We start from the raw sequence: 17,348 nt of genomic DNA on the forward strand, positions 1-17,348 counted from the left end.
TGCATCGCTCCTTGACTGGAATTATGGAGTCAACGTCTCTTCGGTGTCTGCGTAGACCAGTACGACCTTTTCGCCCCCGTACGGTACGGTGACCTTCGGTGTCCAAGGCTCAGCGGGTGGCAAGGCAGCCTTCGCCATGGCATCACACTTCTCTTTGATGCCGCATCTGCGGATGGCGATACGCAATACGCCGCCCTCATTTACGAAATCAATACCAGGAGAATAAAACAGGCTTTCTGCAGGCATGTGGTACGTGATTTGAAGTGAATCGCCTGATTTTTCGATCTTGACCGGCTGAACATCATTCTTCTTGTAATCAGAGCGCATGTTTCCTCCTGCACAAGCAGCCAAGGTTGAGAGTGCGAGTAGCCCCGTAGCAAACATCAGTCTACTTTTCATATCCACGTTCATGCCCAGCATGGGATCTGACGAGGTACGTTAGCACCTGCTACCTCGGCAAGCTAGAAGTCAGGATATTAAAACTCGCTCACAGCCACGCTTGGGTGTTAACAATAAGCCAGTAGATATGCAATGTCTCCATGGCAGTTTGGGCTCATTACTACGCCACGGCTCGAGCTGCAGCGCTTGCCGGTCATCTACTTGTTGGGGGCGCTGTCTTGACGATTAGCCTCAGCCAACAATTGCTCGTAAGACTGCACGCGTATACGTAGGCGAATGAGGTGCCATGACATCGCAAAGGCAAACAGTAGCGTGAAGGCCAGCACGCCCTGGATTAGGGTGATCTTGCTCAGTACCGTCCAGTCGCCAAAACGCCAGTCTTTCAACTGCAAATAGAGGGCAAGCAGGACAGGCATGAAGCCAAGCTTCTCCATGCCACCGGTGAACAGGCCCAGGCGGTCGTGCATGTTGGTGCGACGGTCACGCATGAATGCCTCGCGCCGGCGGCGTTGTTCCAGCGGAAATCTTCGAAGCGACGCAACGATCGATTGATACTGATGGAACTCCCGCTCCATCAGCTCTGCGTGATCCGCATAGGGGCGACGGAACCCCGGCCATTCGCGCTTGACGGTTAGCGCTGCCGAAATCAGGAAGCCTGTCAGCTCAGTCACAAGTCCGAAGACAGCTAAACAGCTGCCAGTTTTGCCGTCCAACAGAGCACCGGACAAGATTCCGATGCCGGCACCGATCAGGCCAATCGCCAAGCTCCAGCGCTCGACTGGGCCGGCGCGGCTCTGCTCGGTCACCTGTGCGTAATGGGCCATTGCTGAAGAGAGCGATGGAAAGCTCGGGTCTGTGAGCTTGATCGCTTCTCCATCAATGTCGGCGCTGTGTTCCGTTGCTACTTCATCCATTGAACTCACCTGGCTTCCCTCGGGGATCGCGCAGCCAACGAATGGCTGTGATCGTCAGTATTCCTCAGCTGCCGGTGGTGCGCCAGCACGCTACACAGACGCGTCAAACATCCTCCTCAGTTGCTATTGACACGCACACGCTGCACTCGCAATCTAGGCCCAAGGAGCGTCGAAACTCCTCACAGAGCGGTACCCACCTCCGTCAAACCGGTGGGTTTTTTGTGCCTGCATCCTGCAGGTACAAGCCGATGCGATGCCTGCGTCGGGAGGGCGGCTAATACAACACCCGCAAGGGGAATATGCCCGCCGGCTCTGTGCGGTTTCGAACCTCCCGACATCCCGTCGCCGTTGGCGGCGGTTCTTGGGTTGTTCCAGGAGGGCGTTGCCATGTCTACCGCACCATCCAGGCCGGCATCTGTGCCGGTTGATCTGTCGCCAGCTTCCGCTCACTACCTGCGGTGTGATGTGGGCGAGGTGCTGCGCCGGCTGGCCGCACGCGCAGTTGTTGAGCAGGCGAGCGAGCATCTCGCGCATCCGCTGAGTCGCCAGCTCGTTGTATTACCGCACACCTCGCGCCGCCGATTCGCACGCAGGGCCGTGGCGTTGCAGCAGCGCGTTGCCGCATCCATCACCGACCACCACCCGGAGGCGCCATGACACGCCGCCGCCCACCCACGGCATCTGCTAGCGCACGGCCCACCCGCACGCGTACGCGCCCCGCGCCACCCAAGCGGGTGCAGTGGGTTGTTGTGGAACCCGACCGCACCAAGCTGCCACCGATGCTGCCGCCCGACCCGGACGCCTCCCCGCAAGGCCCCGGCACGCTACGTGCACCCCGCCGCGCCCGCCGCCCGCGCCAATGCACTGTCAGCTACACCCATTACCCCGGTGCCCACAACCACGCCGGCGACCAGCACGTGCCCCACGTCCGCCTCAGCGGCCTATGGCTGGAACAACTGGGCTTTGCCATCGGCACCAAGCTGCGCATCACCGCGAGCGAAGGGCAGCTGCTGATGGAGGTGTTGCCGCCGGTGGAGGTGCCTGCAAAGCAGCTTAGGGCGCGTCGGTGAGCGCCGCCCGCCGCATTCAGCTGGATCCGTCCGCCGCTAGCCGATCTTGCGAACGCAGAACTACGTGGAGTAATTGCTGCCGCCGCCTGATTTGAGGTCATTGACGTGTTAAATTTCAGCGACACTCTTAGCGCAGGATCAGAGAGATGGCCCTTCACCTTGGGAAATCCCATGGCCGGCAAGTTAACCAAGGACGTAATGCCTTCCCTCAGGTAACGTTGTTACCAATTGCACTGCTGGCACTATGCACCTTTCATGCGGGATGTGCCCCCAGCACTCCACGCAATCAATCAGCCGTAGCGGCTGCAAAGCCCTCCGTTGAAACCAGGAGCAAAGACGTGACGGAACGCCTCAAGCAAGACGTAGATCGTTTGATCGCAACTGACTTCCAAGATAGCGCTGCCATCAGTGCTCAACTTCACACTCAACTCGGACCACCCCAGTTAGACGAGGAAAGAGAGTTGCGTGTCAGCGAGAGTGGTGTACTGGCAGGTGAGAAATTGCAGCGCGTTGAATTCAGTAATGCAACAGATGATCCATCGCGTGGAAAGTTGCTGATCGATTTTTCTCCACCTGGTCCAACCTTTGTGCATGCCCCCTGGGCAGATGCTATGCCCTATCCACCACGTCCGGATGCACCCGATTCGAGAGCATATTGGGTGATGACGGTTGACCGTACAAAAGTCACTTTTGGTCTGACTGAAGACCAGGCGCACCTAAGTTATATCTCGATCAATAAAATGTGACTAAAGGCTTAGTTGCTCAAGCAAAGGAAATGCGATGGAAGGCAATGAAGAATCAAAAATTCCGCAACCTAAGCAGGTGGGTGCATCATCTGCCGGCGCACCGCCCACCTCACCGCTGAAAGACCCCGCACTTACTCCGTTTCTTGCTCAGTCACCTACGCTACAAGCAGGCTTATCTCAGCTCAAGCGTGATGGCATAGGCGTTGTGTGGGGTAATGCAGGCGGGGGCACTTACATAGTGCCTGACAAGGAGATCGTGATTGACCGGAATGCGATCGGCAAGGGCGGGCGACTCGCCGCATCGCTCTCGCATGAGATTGGTCATCATCGGTTCGCCGAGCCTCCTGATTATTCGTCCAAACAAGCTTATGTGAGTAACATGCTCCGCGGCGAAGCTGCAGCAACGCTCAGTAACGCACTGGTTCGGCGTGAGATTTTTAATAATCAAGGGCCAGATATTGGTATTGCTGGTAGCGGAAATAGGCCGCAGCAGTACGAAGCAATTGCCGATCAACAAATGGCAGGCCGCATCACTCGCAATGCGGCGTTGAATCAGATCGCCCAGATATTCAAGACGGAACAACCTTCGGTTGGGCCAAGTAAGACATACGAGCAATATTATGGCGATTACTACGACAAACACATTGTCCCCTGGAAGCTTAAACAAGGGCGGCCGGAGCCCGGAGCCGTTAGTGATATCGCTTCTTCTGATGTGAAGCAGGGTGGACTTGGCCCTGAATCACCCTTGACACCACCGAAGACCCCGTTGTTGCCCTCACAGCCAGGCCATGCGGACCACACGCTGTATCAGCAGATCAAAAGTGGTGTGATGCAGCTCGACGCCCAGCACGGCAAAGAGTGGGACGGGGCAAGCCAGCGCATGACTGCCAGCCTGCTTGCGCTGGCAAAAGAGGAAGGGTTGTCGCGGGTGGATCATGTTGTGCTCAACAATCCAACAGGTCAGCTGGCCGGCGGCGAGAAGGTCTTTGTCGTCCAGGGCGCCCTCAACGACCCGGCACACCAGCGCGCGCACATGCCGACGGTGGACGCCGTGCAGGCACCAGAGAAGCAGTCGTTCGATCGCCTGCAGGCAATCAACCAGACTCAGGCCCAGGCGCGCGAACAGCAGCAGGCGCTGGAGCAGTCGCAGCAAGCTGTTACTCAGACAGGACCATCAATAGCGCGCTGAGACATTCCATGTCGTCGGTATTGGCTGTCACTGAATGCGACGGAGGCTGAGAGGTGCCCGTGAAAAATTCACTGACTAATGTCGTGTTCTGGTTCCTCGCTACAACGGGTTGCACCTGGATATTCGCTCAGATTGGTGTGGACAAGCCGTCCGGCTCATCGCTGTGTGCGGAGGTCTTGGACTGGGAGAGCGCAAACACAACTCAGGCGCTGCGAGTGACACCGCAGATTTTCGAAGACGAGAACGGCCGCTCTTATCACTTTGATCTGGATGGGCGAGGCGGGCTGCGCTACCTGGATGCCAGCTGTGGCTTCGGTGCATACGCCGAATGTAGCTTTGACGTTATTCAATCTAATGGAGAAATTTTCCGATTTTCAGAGATGTCGACGTTTGGTCTTTGGGAAACTCGGCAAGGGTTCTATCTCGTCTACCGTGTGGTTGCACCGAAAGAGAAATATGAGAAGGGGCTACGGAGAGTCGTCAAGGTGGGTAACCCGCCGTCACAGATATGCAATCAGATCGGCGACTACTCAAATCTCCTGTAATTGCCTGATCAGAACCTCAACGGCTCCACAGCACCCTGCATTCGTGCGTCCGTTATGTGGGTAGGGCTAGCGTTTAGTGGAATAGGGAGTTGCCACCTTTGCAATGATGCGGAGGCTGGCCACTTCTGGTAGACCATCGCTCTACCGCTGGAAGGAGCCGCGTCATATGCGATTTGCTATCTTCCCTTGTTACTTTTCCGCATCGGCTGCACTTGTAGTTGCCACCTTTGCGGGATGCGCCAAGATCGAGCCGCCGATTTCCGAGGAGCGGTTTTCCATGCATGTTGTGGCGCTGCTGGCCGGCAAGGATTCGGCTGTGGTCGAAGCCGGCGGGCTGACCGATTTCGCGTGGAAGCGGCTGTGCTTCGAGCGTGATGACAGGCTGTTGCTGAAATTCGATCGCGGCAAGGAGACGTCCGTGCTGCCCTTGCCTTACGAAGAGTTCTTCGTTGATGAGGCACATGTGCCCGGTTCGCTGCAGGACAGCTGTGTCACGCCGTCCGATCGCATCTTGATCAAGAAGAAGTATCCGGGCGCTCATGGGCCCGTCGAGTTTCAAAAGGCGGCACACAGAAGCTGAGTAGTGGTCGACGTTGCATGCACGCACGCGCCAGCCGTCAGGTGAGCACATGCATTGGCCTGGTGCACGCTTCGCAGCAAGCCGCGTATCCATTGTTCGCAACTGCTGCAGCATTCCGCTTTGCTGTCGCATGGAGTGCGAGGGGAAAATCGTTGTAACCGTGCGATGCCGCGGGCAGGACGCGCTTGCGACCAGGGGTGGAGTGCGTGGTGATCTCGACCGAGGCTGACTAACGCGCAAGACGTAGGGGGTTAGCATCGCTTGCCGTCATAGAGGAAGAGGTGGGGCTGCGGTTCGGGGTGCGGCGCCCACCACCCACTCTCCATCTTTCGGCTGCACTGCTCATGTTCAGATCCACTTGCATGACCCTCGCGCGCGCGTTGCGCTGGTGCGTCGTGTCGCAAGATGCGTGGGGAAGTTGGTGGGCAGCGGCACTTGGCCGAAGGCGCGGCGACCACGATGAGCTCGCGTGACGGGCCGCCCATGGCGCGCGGGCAGCCGTCGCTCGCCGAGAGGGACCGTCTCCGCGCCGAGTTCGACCAGGCACTGGCCGCACTGCATGCCGAGTTGTTGGTGTACCTGCGCCGCCGTACGCGCGATGCCGAGACCGCTGCAGATCTGGCGCAGGAGACCTTCTCGCGGATGATGGTGTACCGCGATGCGCCCAACATCGGCGACCGCCGGCTGCTGATGTACCGCATCGCGCACAACCTGGTGATCGAGCAGCGGCGCTCGCGTCAGCGGCGGCTGGCGGCGCAGCACGTGTCGCTGGATCAGGTTGCGCCGATCAGCGCCGACGAGGCCGGCGTGGACGAGATTGCCGATGCACGCCAGACGCTCGATGTGTTGCTCAAGCGCACCCTGCTCGAGCTGCCGCCAAAGTGCCGGCTTGCGTTCAAGCTCAGCCGGTTCGACGGGCTCACCTATCCGCAGATCGCCGCGAAGATGGGGATTTCCACCAAGATGGTGGAGAAGCACATCAGCCGTGCGTTGCTGGCATGTCGCGCGGCAGTGGGGGAATTGCCGCCGTAACCGGGCTGCAAGGCGGCTGGCTGGCGCCGCCGGAAGATGCTGGTAGCATCGTGCGCGAGGCCGCAGCAGACGGCCCGTCGGGAGTCACCAGCCATGCGTGCAGAGTCCGGGCGCATCCACGCGCAGGCGGCCGCCTATCTCGTTCGACGCGGCAGCGAGACTGCTGCCGAGCGCGCTGCGCGCGAGGCGTGGCTGGCTGCCGATCCGCGCCACCGTGCGGCCTACCAGCAGTTGCTCGACGTGGACGAACACGCGTCGGCAGTGTTGGATGATCCGGAGTTGCAGGCCGCCACTGCACGCGATCTGGAACTGCTGACGCCGGCCTCTGCCCGGCGTCGTCGCTGGCCCTGGCTGTTGCTGGCAGCGATGCTGGTTGCCGCGATCGGCTATGCGGTGCATCACCTGCCGATGCAGTAGCGCGCACTCAACACTCGGCACTCAGCAAACCGCACTGCGTGTTGCGGAAACCGTTGAATGTGCGCTCTGTTGCAGCGCTGCCTGCATATTGCACACGTTGCTGGTAGGGCATTGCGCTTGCGCAACATCACTTGTTGTCGGGGGACGCAATGGCGATGGTGCCGCGCCCAGGACGCGAAGGATGCACATGCAAGCACGACGGGCAGTATCGGGGAGCGGTGTCGGTTTTGATCATGCACGCAGCAGACTGGCCTTGGCGGTGGTCTCGCTGCTGTCGCTGCACAACCTTGCGGCGCAGGAACGCACGGCTGTGCAACGCGTGCAAACCCCAGCGGTGGCAGCGGATGCGCAGCGCGGTGATGCGCCTGTGCACGTAGCCACAGCCGGCATGCTCTGGTGATGGCGATGCGGGCGTAGCGGACGCGTAGCGGGTAGTGGGGAAAGGGCAATCGCATACACAGCGATGACGTGTCGGGCCCGGATGGGTACCGGAGCCATTTTGCGTGCGCAATGATTGCTCGAAAATCAAACAGTTAGTGATACTGGTCGCTGCTCGCCGCGTTGCGGTGCCCGCGTTTCAGCAGTCGGGTGCAGGACCGATCTTGCTCAGCTGGCGATGCGCGCCGGGTCGCCCCGGAGTGCGCCGTCGGCGGGCCAACCCAGGCAAGCCAAAGGACGCAGCATGAAGACACGCACGTTACGCAACGCCATTTCCATCGCCCTGCTAGCCGTGGCGAGCGGGGCGGCAGGTGCAGTGGGGGCACGCGCAGCGACAGCGCAGGGGGCGACGCAACCTCCTGCAGCGGCGCAGAAAACGCCGCCAGCCGTGGCACCGAACGCAGGCGAGCCGCCCAGGCCCGGCTCGCCGGAGGCTGCGATTGCGGCGGCCGTGCCGGCGCAAACCGCCGCGACCGAGTTGGAGTCCATCGAAGTCACCGGCACGCGCATCAAGGGCGGTGCAGTTCCATCGCCGGTGATTTCGATCAGCGCGGCGCGTATCCAGGAAGAGGATTTCAGCGATCTGGGCGAGGTGATCCGCAGCGTGCCGCAGAACTTCTCCGGCGGGCAGAACCCGGGCGTGCTGAGCGGCAATCTGGCCGGGGCCGGCAATGCGAACCAGAACATGACCGGTGGTGCGAGCCTCAACCTGCGCGGGCTGGGCGCCGATGCCACGCTTACCCTGCTCAATGGGCGCCGGCTGGCCTATGGTGGATTCACCCAGGCGGTGGACCTCGGCGCGATCCCGGTGGAGGCAGTGGAGCGGCTGGAGATCGTGGCCGACGGTGCGTCGGCAATCTATGGGTCGGACGCGGTGGGTGGCGTCGGTAATGTGATCCTCAAGCGCGACTACGATGGGGTGAGCGTTGGCACGCGCTTCGGGCGGGCCACGCAAGGCGGGCTCACCTCGCGGCAATACAGCGTTACGGCCGGCACCACCTGGCGCAGTGGTGGAGTGATCGCGACCTATCAGGACGTGTCCGCAGACCCCATCTATAGCCGTCAGCGTAGTTACACCACTCAACTCACCGACCCGTCCACGCTGTATCCGGGCAGCGACCTGCGCAGCGGGCTGCTGAGTGCCTACCAGGCGCTGGGCGACAATGCCGAATTGCGCCTGGATGCGTTACGCACTGAACGCGACCAACTGCACTTTTACGCCGTCAGTGGCCGCAATAGCCGGGTCACTCCGACCACCACCAGCCTGCTGCTGTCACCGAGCCTTGCGGTGTGGTTGCCCAACGACTGGACGCTGACATTGGGCGCCACCGACGGCAACAGCAAGCACGATCAATACCGCCAGGAAACGGCGCTGGCCAGCGGTGCGATGAGCGTGACCGACCTGTGCTACTGCAACGACAGCCGCAGTTACGAGCTGGGTGCCGAAGGGCCGCTATTCGCGCTGCCGGCAGGCGATGCGCGCCTGGCCACCGGGGTGGGGTATCGCAGCAACACGTTCCGTAACGTTAACCACGTCAGTGGCGTGGAGACGATCGACGGCAGCGAAAGCGCGCGCTTTGCCTATGCTGAGCTGCACCTGCCGGTGGTGGGCCCGGCACAGGGCCTGCCCGGTGTGCAGCGACTGACGCTGACAGCGGCGGTGCGCGGGGAGGACTACAGCAGCTTCGGCGGGGTGACGACGCCCAAGTTCGGTGTGCTGTATGCGCCTGGCAGCGATGTGACGCTCAAGGCCTCATGGGGCAAGTCGTTCAAGGCGCCCACGCTGTTCGAGCGCAACTACGCGCAGGAGGCGTGGCTGTTCCAGCCGGGCGCGTTCGGCGGGGTGGGCTTTCCCGCCGGGACGACGGTGCTGGTGGCCGATGGCGGCAACCAGGATCTGCAGCCGGAGCGCGCCATCACCCGCTCGGTCTCGCTGGCCTGGCACCCCGAGGCGCTGGATGGCCTGGAGGCGGAGCTGACCTGGTTCGGGGTGGACTACAGCAACCGCGTGTTGCAGCCGATCGCCAATGCCAGCCAGGCGTTGCGCAATCCGATCTACGCGCCCTTCGTGGACCGCACGCCGACGCCGCAGGCGCAGGCCGATGTGATCGCGCTCGCCAGCCGGTTCTCCAACTTTGCCGGCGTCGCCTACGACCCTAGCCGGGTGGCGGCAATCATCTACACGCAGTACGCCAACGTGGCGCAGCAGGACATCGAGGGTCTGGACCTGAGCGGTAGCTACCAGGTGGCGTTGGCGCGCGGCACGCTGACCTTGCGTGGCTCGGCGAGCTGGCTGGACAGCACGCAGCAGACGTTGCCCGCGCAACCGACGTTCGATCTGTCCGGCACGCTGTTCAACCCGCCCAAGCTGAGTAGCCGCGTGGGCGCGGTATGGAAGCAGGGCGGGCTCACTGCCTCGCTGTTCGGTAACTACCGCGGCGGGGTGCGCAACCGCGCCGACGGGGTGGAGTCGGCATCGTTCACCACATTCGATATGGCGTTGCGCTACGCCACCGGCGCACGCCGCGATGCGTGGGCGGGGCTGGAATTCGGCGCGTCGGTGGACAACGCCTTCGATCGCGATCCGCCGTTGTATCGGGTGACCTCGCCGCTGTACGTGGCGCCGTACGACTCAACCAACTATTCGGCGATTGGTCGCTTCGTGAGCGTGTCGGTGTCCAAGCACTGGTGATGCGTGGGCTGCCTGCTGCAGCCGATGTACTAGCGATGGTCCTTGAGCGTTGCTGAGAGGAGTGTGTGTGTGAGGAATCACAAACCATGGCGCCTGCTGCTTGCAGGCGTGCTGATGGCGGCAGGTGCGTGCGTGGGCCATGCGCAAACGGTATCGCCCCAGCGATTGCTGGAGGTGGTGGATATCGGCAGCCCCACGCTGTCGCCGGATGGCCGCAGCGTGGCCTTTCGCACCGAGCAGGCAGCGGTGCAGCGCAATACCTACGACAGCGTCTGGTACGTGCAGGGCCTGCAGGACGCTGCACCCAGACGCGTCGCCGATGGCGGCGTGCCCTTGCGCGATTCGGCAGGCGGGTCCTTGCCTGCAAAGGTGCTGTGGTCGCCGGATGGCCGCTGGCTGTACTACCGCGCGTTGATCGATGACGTGATTGCGGTGTGGCGCGCGGCGGCTGACGGTTCCGGCGCGCAAGCGGTAACCCACGATGCGGCCGACGTGCAGGAGTTTTCGCTGGACGCGGATGGGCGGGTGCTGCGTTACCGCGTCGGTGCCACGCGCGCACAGGTCATGGCGGCCGAACAGGACGAGTATGCGCAAGGCATCCGGATCGACGAGACGGTGCCGCTCGGGCAGGGCCTGTTCCGCTCGGGCAATGTGCAAGGACGCCTGGCAACGCAGCGTTTCGGCACGGTGTGGTTCGATCGCACCGGGTTGTCGGCCGATGTGCCGGAGCACTGGCTGGCGCTGGACCTGGCCACGGCAACCACGCGGCCACTCGCGGATGTGCCGTTGCCTGCGGAGGAATCGCCCATCAGTACGCACGGTGTCGACGGTGACGTGTGGCAGTCCGTGCCTGCGCCCGGTGGGGCGGTTGCGGTGCTGTCGCGTGTGGGTGATGGCAAGGGCCAGCTATTCCGTCCGCAGGTGGCGCTGTCCGTCTTGCCCGGTGCACACGCCCGCAAGGCCGTGCGCTGCACCGCGGCGGCCTGCGTGGACAAGGCAATCAGTGCAGTGCAGTGGCGCCCGGGGAGTGCGGAGCTGCTCTTCACCATCACCGATCCTGCACTGGGCCTGGCGCAATCCATCCAGCGCTGGAATCCGGCCACCGGGCAGGTGCGGTTGGTGGTGCAGGGGCGCGGTTTGATCAATGGCGGACGTGACCCGGCGGCACGCTGCGGTGCCTCGGCCGTTGCGCTGGTGTGCGTGACAGCCGAAGCCGATCGCCCGCCGCGTCTGGAACGTATCGGCCTGGACGATGGCACGCGGCAGGTGCTGTTCGATCCAAATGCGGAGCTTGCAGCGGACATGGCGCGTGCGACGCCTGCACGGCTGTTGCAGTGGAACGATGCACGCGGGCGGCGATACAGCGGGCAGTTCTTCGCGGCACACGGTACCGGCGCGGGCAAGCCGCCGTTGTTCGTCACCTACTACAGCTGCCCTGGCTTCGTACGCGGTGGCGTGGGCGATGAGTGGCCGCTCGCCGCGTTGGCGCAGGTAGGCATCGCAGCGCTGTGCATCAATCAGCTGCCCGGCTACACCATGGATGCGGTGGAACGGCACGGCGAAGGGCTGGCGGCGGTGGAAAGCGCGGTGGCGTTGTTGTCGTCACAGGCCGGCATCGATCGCACGCGGGTGGGCATGGGCGGGCTGAGCTTCGGCGGTGCGGTGACCCTGTGGACGGCCACCGAGTCGAACCTGCTGGCCGCCGCTTCGGTAGCCAACCCGGTGGTGTCGCCATCGTACTACCTGTTCGGCAGCATGAAGGGCGAGCCCTTCCTCAAGGGGCTGCGCGACATGTGGGGCCTGGGTGCACCGGAGCAGACACCCGAGCGATGGAAAGTGTTGTCGCCGGCGTTCAAGCTGGAGCGGATTCGCGCGCCCATCCTGTTCCAGCACTCCGAGCAGGAGTATCTGTACGCGCTGGATTACCTGATTCCCCTGCTGCGTGCGCAACGCGCCGAGTTGTACGTGTTTGCGAACGAGCCGCACCAGAAGTTCCAGCCGCAGCACAAGTTGGCCGTATATGCGCGCAACGTCGATTGGTTCCGCTTCTGGTTGCAGGACTACCAGGACGCTGCGCCGGAAAAGGCCGCGCAGTATGCGCGCTGGCGTGCAATCAAGGCGGCACTGCCGGCGCGTGGCGACTAGCGTGTGTGGTGCAACTTCCGCGTGGCACGTTGGCAGGCGGGCGACACGCATCTACGCAGCGCAGGCAACCTCAGCGCTGATGACGGACCCAGTTCTCGACCGCGCACAGGTCGAAGATGCGCATGACGCTGTGGTCGCCGTCGGCCACTGTGTGGTCGAAATGGTGGCGCAGGGCATCGGCGTCCAGCAGCCCCTGGCCTGCAAGCCGACCCTGCAGCAGATAATCGCGGATCTGCTGCCTGCCCCGACGATAGACCGCGCCGGAGTAGTTCATGAAGGTGCCTTTGCTGCGGCGATGCAGGATCTGCGCAGGCAGCACATCCGCAAACGCATCGCGTGCGACGGCGCGATTGCGGCCGCCAGCGATCCACATCCAGCTCGGCACTGTCAGGCAGGCCTCCACCACCGGTTGCGACAGCAGCGGCATGCGCAGGTGCCACGACGCACTGCGTGCCAGCCCATCGCGGAACACCTGGGTGCCGGCCAGATCGACGATACGTTCGCGGTCGCCGGGCAGGCTGTCGGGTGGGGCATCGAACCAGGGATGCGATTGCAGTGGAAGCGCAGCCTGCATGCTTGGCAGGAACGATCGCTCCGGCTTGCGTGGCGGTCCGGCCTTGGCGAGGAGTTTCTTGATCGTCAACCTGCCTGCTTTCCAGAGCGTGCACTGGTGCAGTTCGGCAAGTGCATGGATTGCGCTGAAGCCGGCGCGCAGGCCGCCTGCACGGAAGGCGTCTGCGGCGGGCGCGGCGGTTCTGGTGTTGCAGAACACGGTGTCGCCACCGCCGCCGGAAAAGAAGCTGGTGATAGCCAGCTGCGTGCCGATCGCTTCTTTCAGCGCATTGGAGGCATGCTGCAGAAACCAGGTGCTGGGCGCGACCGCATGTGCCGGCGGTGCGAAATCGACCGGTGCAGCGTCGAGCCCCAGCGTGCGCACGATCAGCTCGGTGCTCAACAGATCGCTCATCTGCCGGGCATAGTGCCGCTCGTCGGCGCCAGGCACCGGCGTGACCAGATTGCAGCACGCCACGCGAGCGGCGGTGTCTTTCAGGCATGCGGCCAGGATGGAGGAGTCCAGGCCGCCAGAGAGTTCCAGCAGCACGGACGCATCGGTCCGCGCCCAACACGTGACGCTGGAAGCGACCGCCTGACGCAGCTGTGCCTGTGCGTCGAGTGGGTCGTGCCGGCGCCGAGAGGCTGCGACGAAATCCCAGGGGTTCCAGACTTGCTCGACACTGCTGTGGTTGGACTGCAGACACAGCTGGCTGCCCGGCAGCAATTCGCGTACGCCGACAAGCCCGGTGCGCTCGGTCTTGAGGTGCGGGTAGTACAGATGATGGGCGATGGAGTCCCAGTCGATCTCACGCGTGTACACACCGGCATGCGTGGCGATCGAAATATCTGAAGTGATGAAGCCATGCTGTAGCGCGTAAACGCATGCCACGCCGCCGGAAGGCTCGCGCATGACGGTGATGGCGCTCGGGTCCGCGCGCGGTGCATGCAACAGCAGGTACTCGCCCCAGTGCGTCTCGATCAGGTGCCGCGTCCGCTGTGCTGCGGACAACGCATGCAGCGATGCGCCGTCCAGCAAGGGGGCGTTGTCGCGCTGCGAAAAGACATGGCCGATCAGTGCGCCACCACCAGGCAGGTCGAGCACGGGCGTGTCGTCTGATGCATACAGGTCGATGTGCCCAGCGCGTTGCCGTAGCTGTAACCCGATCTGGCGCAACGACGCATCGATACCGGCGCGGTCGCCATCGCGGTGTGCTTGCGCATGGTTGAACAAGGCGATGTAGCGGTACATCACACCACCCGGATGGGGGTATGCGCGTGGACGTTGCCGACCGTGTCGTTCAGGACCAGATCGCCCGTCTGTACCCAGCAATGGGCCGAAAACGGATCGAGTGCGACCCCGAAGACAAGCTGGGCGTCAAGCTGGCGCCTACGCAGGAATTTTGCCAATGCGACTGAATCGAGCAGGCAGCGCATCTCGACCGGCACCCACACGCGTGCGCGCCGGAAAACGGACGCTGCATCGGTGAGCCGTTGCTCGAGTCCGGCGAGCGAGCGTTGCTGCATCCCCTGGCCCTGTGCTCCAGCGGAGAGGCTGCCAAGTACCCTGCCAAGCGGGTTGCGCTTCAATGCCAGGCGTGTGGACAGCACAAGTGCCAGCACCTCGAGCTTTTCAAGCAGCTGTGGTCGTCGCGCCGGTACAGGCATTTCCATCGCGCTACGCGCAACAGGCATGACGGGAAGCTGCGGGCCGGCGGTCGCTTGCGAACGCTCCACCAGCAAGCCCCGTTCGACAAGGTCGTTGATCTCCAGGTCCGACACCGGGTCATGTGCCAGGTAGGCGAGCAGGGAGTGCTCCGGTGCCTGGGGCAGGCGGAAATAGCGGTCGTTGCCGACATCCAGGAATACCAGGCGCTCGCCGATGCGGCAGAACGTTAGGTCGTTGCGCAATGTGTAGCGGTGCATGGCGCTGTCCTTGAGAGAAGGGGCGCACCGTTGCAGTGCGCCCCGTGGCCCGGGAAGTTGCTCATCGGCATGTACAGCCGAGTGGCGACCGCCGCGCGTTGGCTGCGCCTAGTCCTGGCTGATGCCCAGCGTGGTGCTGCCACCCATTTCTTCGCCTGCCAGTGGCCCGCCCTGTGTGTCCAGGCTTGCGATCCCAAGCACGATGAGATCCTGACCAAACGTCGTGGTGTGCGCGTCGTTGTTGCTGGTATCCATGGTCTCTACTCCTGGTGGGAGAGGCGTGCGCTCAGGCACGCCTCGGGTTCACTCTTCGGAAATGCCAGGCACGTTGAAGCCGCCGATTTCTTCGCCAGCGAGCGGGCCGCCTTTGGTGTCGGTGCTGGCAACGCCAAGCACCGTGATCTCGCTGGATGCATCGCTGTAGGTGGTGTCATTGATGTTCATCGCTGTCTCCTGGTTGTGTCATGGGGATCCATGACACAGACACTTTAGGAAACGGGTGTATTGATTTTCAAATGATTAAGTCGTAACACCGTCATAATTAAATGCACTGTGTGACCGTCATCGAAGATGACCGCGCAAATCTGGCCGGTGGCGTCGCATCGCACCTTTCACGCCACATCAGGCGCACGTCACAGGCAGCTCGCAAGCACAGCATGCAGGTCCCGCAATGTGCTGCGCTGACGACACTCAGTCGTCGAAGCTGGAAGCCTGATTGATGCGCTCATTCATCGCCGCCACGATGCGCGGCACGGCCTGGATACGGCGTACGTGATAGGCATGCAACGCTGTCTGCAACGCGGCAAGGTCGCGCTGCTGCCAGTGCAGCGTGAGCTCTGCCAGTTCTTCCTCGAGAGAGTCGAGCAGGCCATGTTTGGCACGTCGCACCGGTGCCAACCGGTCGTTGGTCTGCCTGACGGCATGATGCAGCGACCAATGCGCAGTGGCATGGGCGATGGCGTCGAAGAGCTTCCAGGTCTGCTTGACCACGTCCGTAGGTGCGGTGGTGGTCTCCAACTCGCCAGCGGCGTGCGGTGTCGATGCAACGCCGATATCGCAGGCCATCCGCAGCAGGCGGTCCATCCAGTCGTAAAGATCCCGCAGCGCGACTTCGGTGAGCAGCGGCACCTGCAAGCCATAGCGTGCGTGATCGATGACCAGGCCTTCGCCGACCAGGCGATGCAACGCAAGGCGTACCGGCGTGGGGCTAACCTTGAACTCGGCAGCCAGCGTTGTCGGATCGATGCGCTGACCGGGTCGATAGCGGCCGGATTGCAGGGCGCGCCTGACCTGCGTATAGGCGATGGTACGTTTGGAGTGGATCCCATGCATGGCGAACTCCTTGTCTGACCGCGACTCCTCCCCTGGCCGGATCGTACATGCAATGGCTGCGGCAGGAGTTGCTGCGGTAGTCCTTTTCAGTCACAGGCCTGTCGCATCGTGCTGCCCACGAGGCAGGCTTGGAGTCAATACCCTGTCCCGACAGTAATAGTTTTGATAACGCACAAACTGGGATCAAAAAAGAGGGCCGCCTGGTATGCCAGGGCGGCCCTCGCGTGGACATTATCTGTTCCTGTTGTTGCGTGGCACGCCCGTCGTGCCAGACGCTGTGCCTTGTTTAGCGGAAAGACTCGCGCAGCCGCTTGCCTGCGTACTCCTGTGCGGCCTTCGCCTTAGCAACGACGGCGGCGCAGCCGAAGAACTCGTGCGTCACGCCGGTGTAGACCTCACGCTCGACCGGTACATTGGCGTCCTTCAGCGCATCTTCCAGCTTGGCGCCATCGCTGCGTAGCGGGTCGATGGTGGCGTTGATGATCGTCACCGGTGCCAGGCCGCTCAGGTTGGCGTTGACCAGGTCCAGACGGGTGTCTGCCTTGTCGGCGTCGCTGCGGATCAGGTGCCCCACGAACCATTCGATCATGGCCTTGTTGAGGGGCTTGGCGATGGCGTTTTCGATGTAGGACTCGGTGTGCAGGCTGCCGGTCTGGCCGACCGGGTACACCGCCAGGATATGCGTCGGTGCCGGCAGCCCCTTGTCGCGTGCGGCTACGGCCGTGGCGATGGCGAGGTTGCCGCCGGCGCTCTCGCCTGCGAGGGCGACACGCTGCGGGTTGCCGCCGATGCTTGCCGCGTTTGCCAGCACCCATTCGTAGGCGGCCAGCGCGTCGTCCCAGGCGGCGGGGAACTTGTGCTCGGGCGCCTGGCGATAGTCGACCGAAACCACGATGGCGCCGGTTTCCTTGGCGAGCCCGCGCGCGCCGCCGTCATAGACCTCGGCATTGGCGATCACCCAGCCACCGCCGTGGAAATAGACGATGACCGGCAGTGCGGTGCCACCTTGCGGGGTATAGACGAAGGCCGGGAGATTGCCGGCGGGCGTTTCCAGCGTGTGGGAGGTGCGCTTGACGCCGGGCACCAGCGCCTCCGGGTCGGCGGACTTGCCCTGGTCGTGCAGGAGCTTGTTGACCGCATCCGCAATGGTCGGCTGCTGCCGGGCTTCGGCCGGCGTCAGCTTCTCGATGGCCTTGGGCTCTAGCGCATCGTGGGCCTGGGCCAGGTCGTGCATGTCGTCGTCGGCACGGATGGCGCCGATGACGTTGGAGAGGGTGTCGATGATCGGGTTGGGCTTACCGTGCTCTGTCATGTGGGCGTCTCGGTTGATTGACCGTGACGCTAGCGGCGGTGCAGTCAATGGGGCGACAA

The 17,348-nt window shown here is 62.9% G+C and carries 18 protein-coding genes; 10 read left to right on the plus strand and 8 right to left on the minus strand.

What is annotated here, in order from left to right; translation table 11 throughout:
* Positions 1-21: 21 nt before the first annotated feature.
* Together KHN93_RS03240 and KHN93_RS03245 are read right to left on the minus strand one after the other, a co-directional pair.
* Positions 22-327 (minus strand): hypothetical protein, encoded by a 306-nt coding sequence (locus KHN93_RS03240; protein WP_029218856.1) that lies wholly within the window; start codon positions 325-327, stop codon positions 22-24.
* A 269-nt stretch (positions 328-596) separates the two neighbouring features.
* The gene (locus tag KHN93_RS03245; RefSeq protein WP_244812194.1) at positions 597-1,313 is read right to left on the minus strand and encodes a hypothetical protein; all 717 of its coding nucleotides are present in this window, start codon (positions 1,311-1,313) and stop codon (positions 597-599) included.
* A gap of 387 nt (positions 1,314-1,700) precedes the next feature.
* Here KHN93_RS03245 and KHN93_RS21520 point away from each other — a divergent pair, with 387 nt between their 5' ends.
* The 10 genes from KHN93_RS21520 (at position 1,701) to KHN93_RS03295 (ending at position 12,167) form a co-directional block, all read left to right on the plus strand.
* Complete coding sequence (locus KHN93_RS21520) at positions 1,701-1,970, plus strand: hypothetical protein (RefSeq protein WP_244812195.1); 270 nt, start codon at positions 1,701-1,703, stop codon at positions 1,968-1,970.
* Positions 1,967-2,383 carry a SymE family type I addiction module toxin gene (locus tag KHN93_RS03255; protein WP_211921988.1) on the plus strand — a complete coding sequence of 139 codons (417 nt, stop codon included), beginning with the start codon at positions 1,967-1,969 and terminating at the stop codon, positions 2,381-2,383. The genes KHN93_RS21520 and KHN93_RS03255 overlap by 4 nt, the downstream gene beginning before the upstream one ends.
* A gap of 146 nt (positions 2,384-2,529) precedes the next feature.
* The gene (locus KHN93_RS03260) at positions 2,530-3,129 is read left to right on the plus strand and encodes a hypothetical protein (RefSeq protein WP_221235732.1); all 600 of its coding nucleotides are present in this window, start codon (positions 2,530-2,532) and stop codon (positions 3,127-3,129) included.
* Between the two features lie 34 nt (positions 3,130-3,163).
* Positions 3,164-4,318, plus strand: a complete 1,155-nt coding sequence (locus tag KHN93_RS03265; RefSeq protein WP_244812196.1) for an XVIPCD domain-containing protein — start codon at positions 3,164-3,166, stop codon at positions 4,316-4,318.
* 59 nt (positions 4,319-4,377) lie between these two features.
* Entirely contained in the window at positions 4,378-4,863 is a 486-nt protein-coding gene (locus tag KHN93_RS03270; protein WP_244812197.1) for a hypothetical protein, read from the plus strand.
* 166 nt (positions 4,864-5,029) lie between these two features.
* Entirely contained in the window at positions 5,030-5,443 is a 414-nt protein-coding gene (locus KHN93_RS03275; RefSeq protein ID WP_104644928.1) for a hypothetical protein, read from the plus strand.
* A 459-nt stretch (positions 5,444-5,902) separates the two neighbouring features.
* Positions 5,903-6,475: an RNA polymerase sigma factor gene (locus tag KHN93_RS03280; RefSeq protein ID WP_244812198.1), complete on the plus strand. Its 573-nt coding sequence runs from the start codon at positions 5,903-5,905 to the stop codon at positions 6,473-6,475.
* Positions 6,476-6,568: 93 nt separating this feature from the next.
* A complete protein-coding gene (locus KHN93_RS03285; protein WP_211921991.1) occupies positions 6,569-6,892 on the plus strand; it encodes a DUF4880 domain-containing protein in 324 nt (107 codons plus the stop codon).
* 682 nt (positions 6,893-7,574) lie between these two features.
* Positions 7,575-10,022, plus strand: a complete 2,448-nt coding sequence (locus KHN93_RS03290) for a TonB-dependent receptor plug domain-containing protein (protein WP_211921993.1) — start codon at positions 7,575-7,577, stop codon at positions 10,020-10,022.
* A gap of 69 nt (positions 10,023-10,091) precedes the next feature.
* Positions 10,092-12,167, plus strand: a complete 2,076-nt coding sequence (locus KHN93_RS03295; RefSeq protein ID WP_244812199.1) for an Atxe2 family lasso peptide isopeptidase — start codon at positions 10,092-10,094, stop codon at positions 12,165-12,167.
* 70 nt (positions 12,168-12,237) lie between these two features.
* Here KHN93_RS03295 and KHN93_RS03300 read toward each other — a convergent pair whose 3' ends face one another.
* The 6 genes from KHN93_RS03300 to KHN93_RS03325 all read right to left on the minus strand — a co-directional run bounded on the left by KHN93_RS03300 (position 12,238) and on the right by KHN93_RS03325 (position 17,289).
* Entirely contained in the window at positions 12,238-13,971 is a 1,734-nt protein-coding gene (locus KHN93_RS03300; RefSeq protein WP_211921997.1) for a lasso peptide isopeptide bond-forming cyclase, read from the minus strand.
* A complete protein-coding gene (locus KHN93_RS03305; RefSeq protein ID WP_211921999.1) occupies positions 13,971-14,645 on the minus strand; it encodes a lasso peptide biosynthesis B2 protein in 675 nt (224 codons plus the stop codon). The genes KHN93_RS03300 and KHN93_RS03305 overlap by 1 nt, the downstream gene beginning before the upstream one ends.
* A 108-nt stretch (positions 14,646-14,753) precedes the next feature.
* Entirely contained in the window at positions 14,754-14,900 is a 147-nt protein-coding gene (locus KHN93_RS03310) for a benenodin family lasso peptide (RefSeq protein ID WP_016903880.1), read from the minus strand.
* A gap of 48 nt (positions 14,901-14,948) precedes the next feature.
* The gene (locus KHN93_RS03315; protein ID WP_104538648.1) at positions 14,949-15,089 is read right to left on the minus strand and encodes a lasso peptide xanthomonin 1; all 141 of its coding nucleotides are present in this window, start codon (positions 15,087-15,089) and stop codon (positions 14,949-14,951) included.
* Positions 15,090-15,335: 246 nt separating this feature from the next.
* Positions 15,336-15,977, minus strand: coding sequence for a GntR family transcriptional regulator (locus tag KHN93_RS03320; RefSeq protein ID WP_211922001.1), 642 nt, complete (start codon positions 15,975-15,977; stop codon positions 15,336-15,338).
* A gap of 286 nt (positions 15,978-16,263) precedes the next feature.
* A complete protein-coding gene (locus KHN93_RS03325) occupies positions 16,264-17,289 on the minus strand; it encodes an alpha/beta hydrolase (protein WP_211922003.1) in 1,026 nt (341 codons plus the stop codon).
* Between the last annotated feature and the right edge of the window lie 59 nt (positions 17,290-17,348).

It is taken from the genome of Xanthomonas arboricola pv. juglandis (assembly GCF_905367715.1).
In the GTDB taxonomy this organism is placed as follows: Bacteria; Pseudomonadota; Gammaproteobacteria; order Xanthomonadales; family Xanthomonadaceae; genus Xanthomonas; species Xanthomonas arboricola.

Coding starts and splice junctions, on each gene's coding strand:
- KHN93_RS03240 (WP_029218856.1), bottom strand. CDS start 327: ATGCGCTCTGATTACAAGAAGAATGATGTTCAGCCGGTCAAGATCGAA.
- KHN93_RS03245 (WP_244812194.1), bottom strand. CDS start 1,313: ATGGATGAAGTAGCAACGGAACACAGCGCCGACATTGATGGAGAAGCG.
- KHN93_RS21520 (WP_244812195.1), top strand. CDS start 1,701: ATGTCTACCGCACCATCCAGGCCGGCATCTGTGCCGGTTGATCTGTCG.
- KHN93_RS03255 (WP_211921988.1), top strand. CDS start 1,967: ATGACACGCCGCCGCCCACCCACGGCATCTGCTAGCGCACGGCCCACC.
- KHN93_RS03260 (WP_221235732.1), top strand. CDS start 2,530: ATGGCCCTTCACCTTGGGAAATCCCATGGCCGGCAAGTTAACCAAGGA.
- KHN93_RS03265 (WP_244812196.1), top strand. CDS start 3,164: ATGGAAGGCAATGAAGAATCAAAAATTCCGCAACCTAAGCAGGTGGGT.
- KHN93_RS03275 (WP_104644928.1), top strand. CDS start 5,030: ATGCGATTTGCTATCTTCCCTTGTTACTTTTCCGCATCGGCTGCACTT.
- KHN93_RS03280 (WP_244812198.1), top strand. CDS start 5,903: ATGAGCTCGCGTGACGGGCCGCCCATGGCGCGCGGGCAGCCGTCGCTC.
- KHN93_RS03285 (WP_211921991.1), top strand. CDS start 6,569: ATGCGTGCAGAGTCCGGGCGCATCCACGCGCAGGCGGCCGCCTATCTC.
- KHN93_RS03290 (WP_211921993.1), top strand. CDS start 7,575: ATGAAGACACGCACGTTACGCAACGCCATTTCCATCGCCCTGCTAGCC.
- KHN93_RS03300 (WP_211921997.1), bottom strand. CDS start 13,971: ATGTACCGCTACATCGCCTTGTTCAACCATGCGCAAGCACACCGCGAT.
- KHN93_RS03305 (WP_211921999.1), bottom strand. CDS start 14,645: ATGCACCGCTACACATTGCGCAACGACCTAACGTTCTGCCGCATCGGC.
- KHN93_RS03310 (WP_016903880.1), bottom strand. CDS start 14,900: ATGGATACCAGCAACAACGACGCGCACACCACGACGTTTGGTCAGGAT.
- KHN93_RS03315 (WP_104538648.1), bottom strand. CDS start 15,089: ATGAACATCAATGACACCACCTACAGCGATGCATCCAGCGAGATCACG.
- KHN93_RS03320 (WP_211922001.1), bottom strand. CDS start 15,977: ATGCATGGGATCCACTCCAAACGTACCATCGCCTATACGCAGGTCAGG.
- KHN93_RS03325 (WP_211922003.1), bottom strand. CDS start 17,289: ATGACAGAGCACGGTAAGCCCAACCCGATCATCGACACCCTCTCCAAC.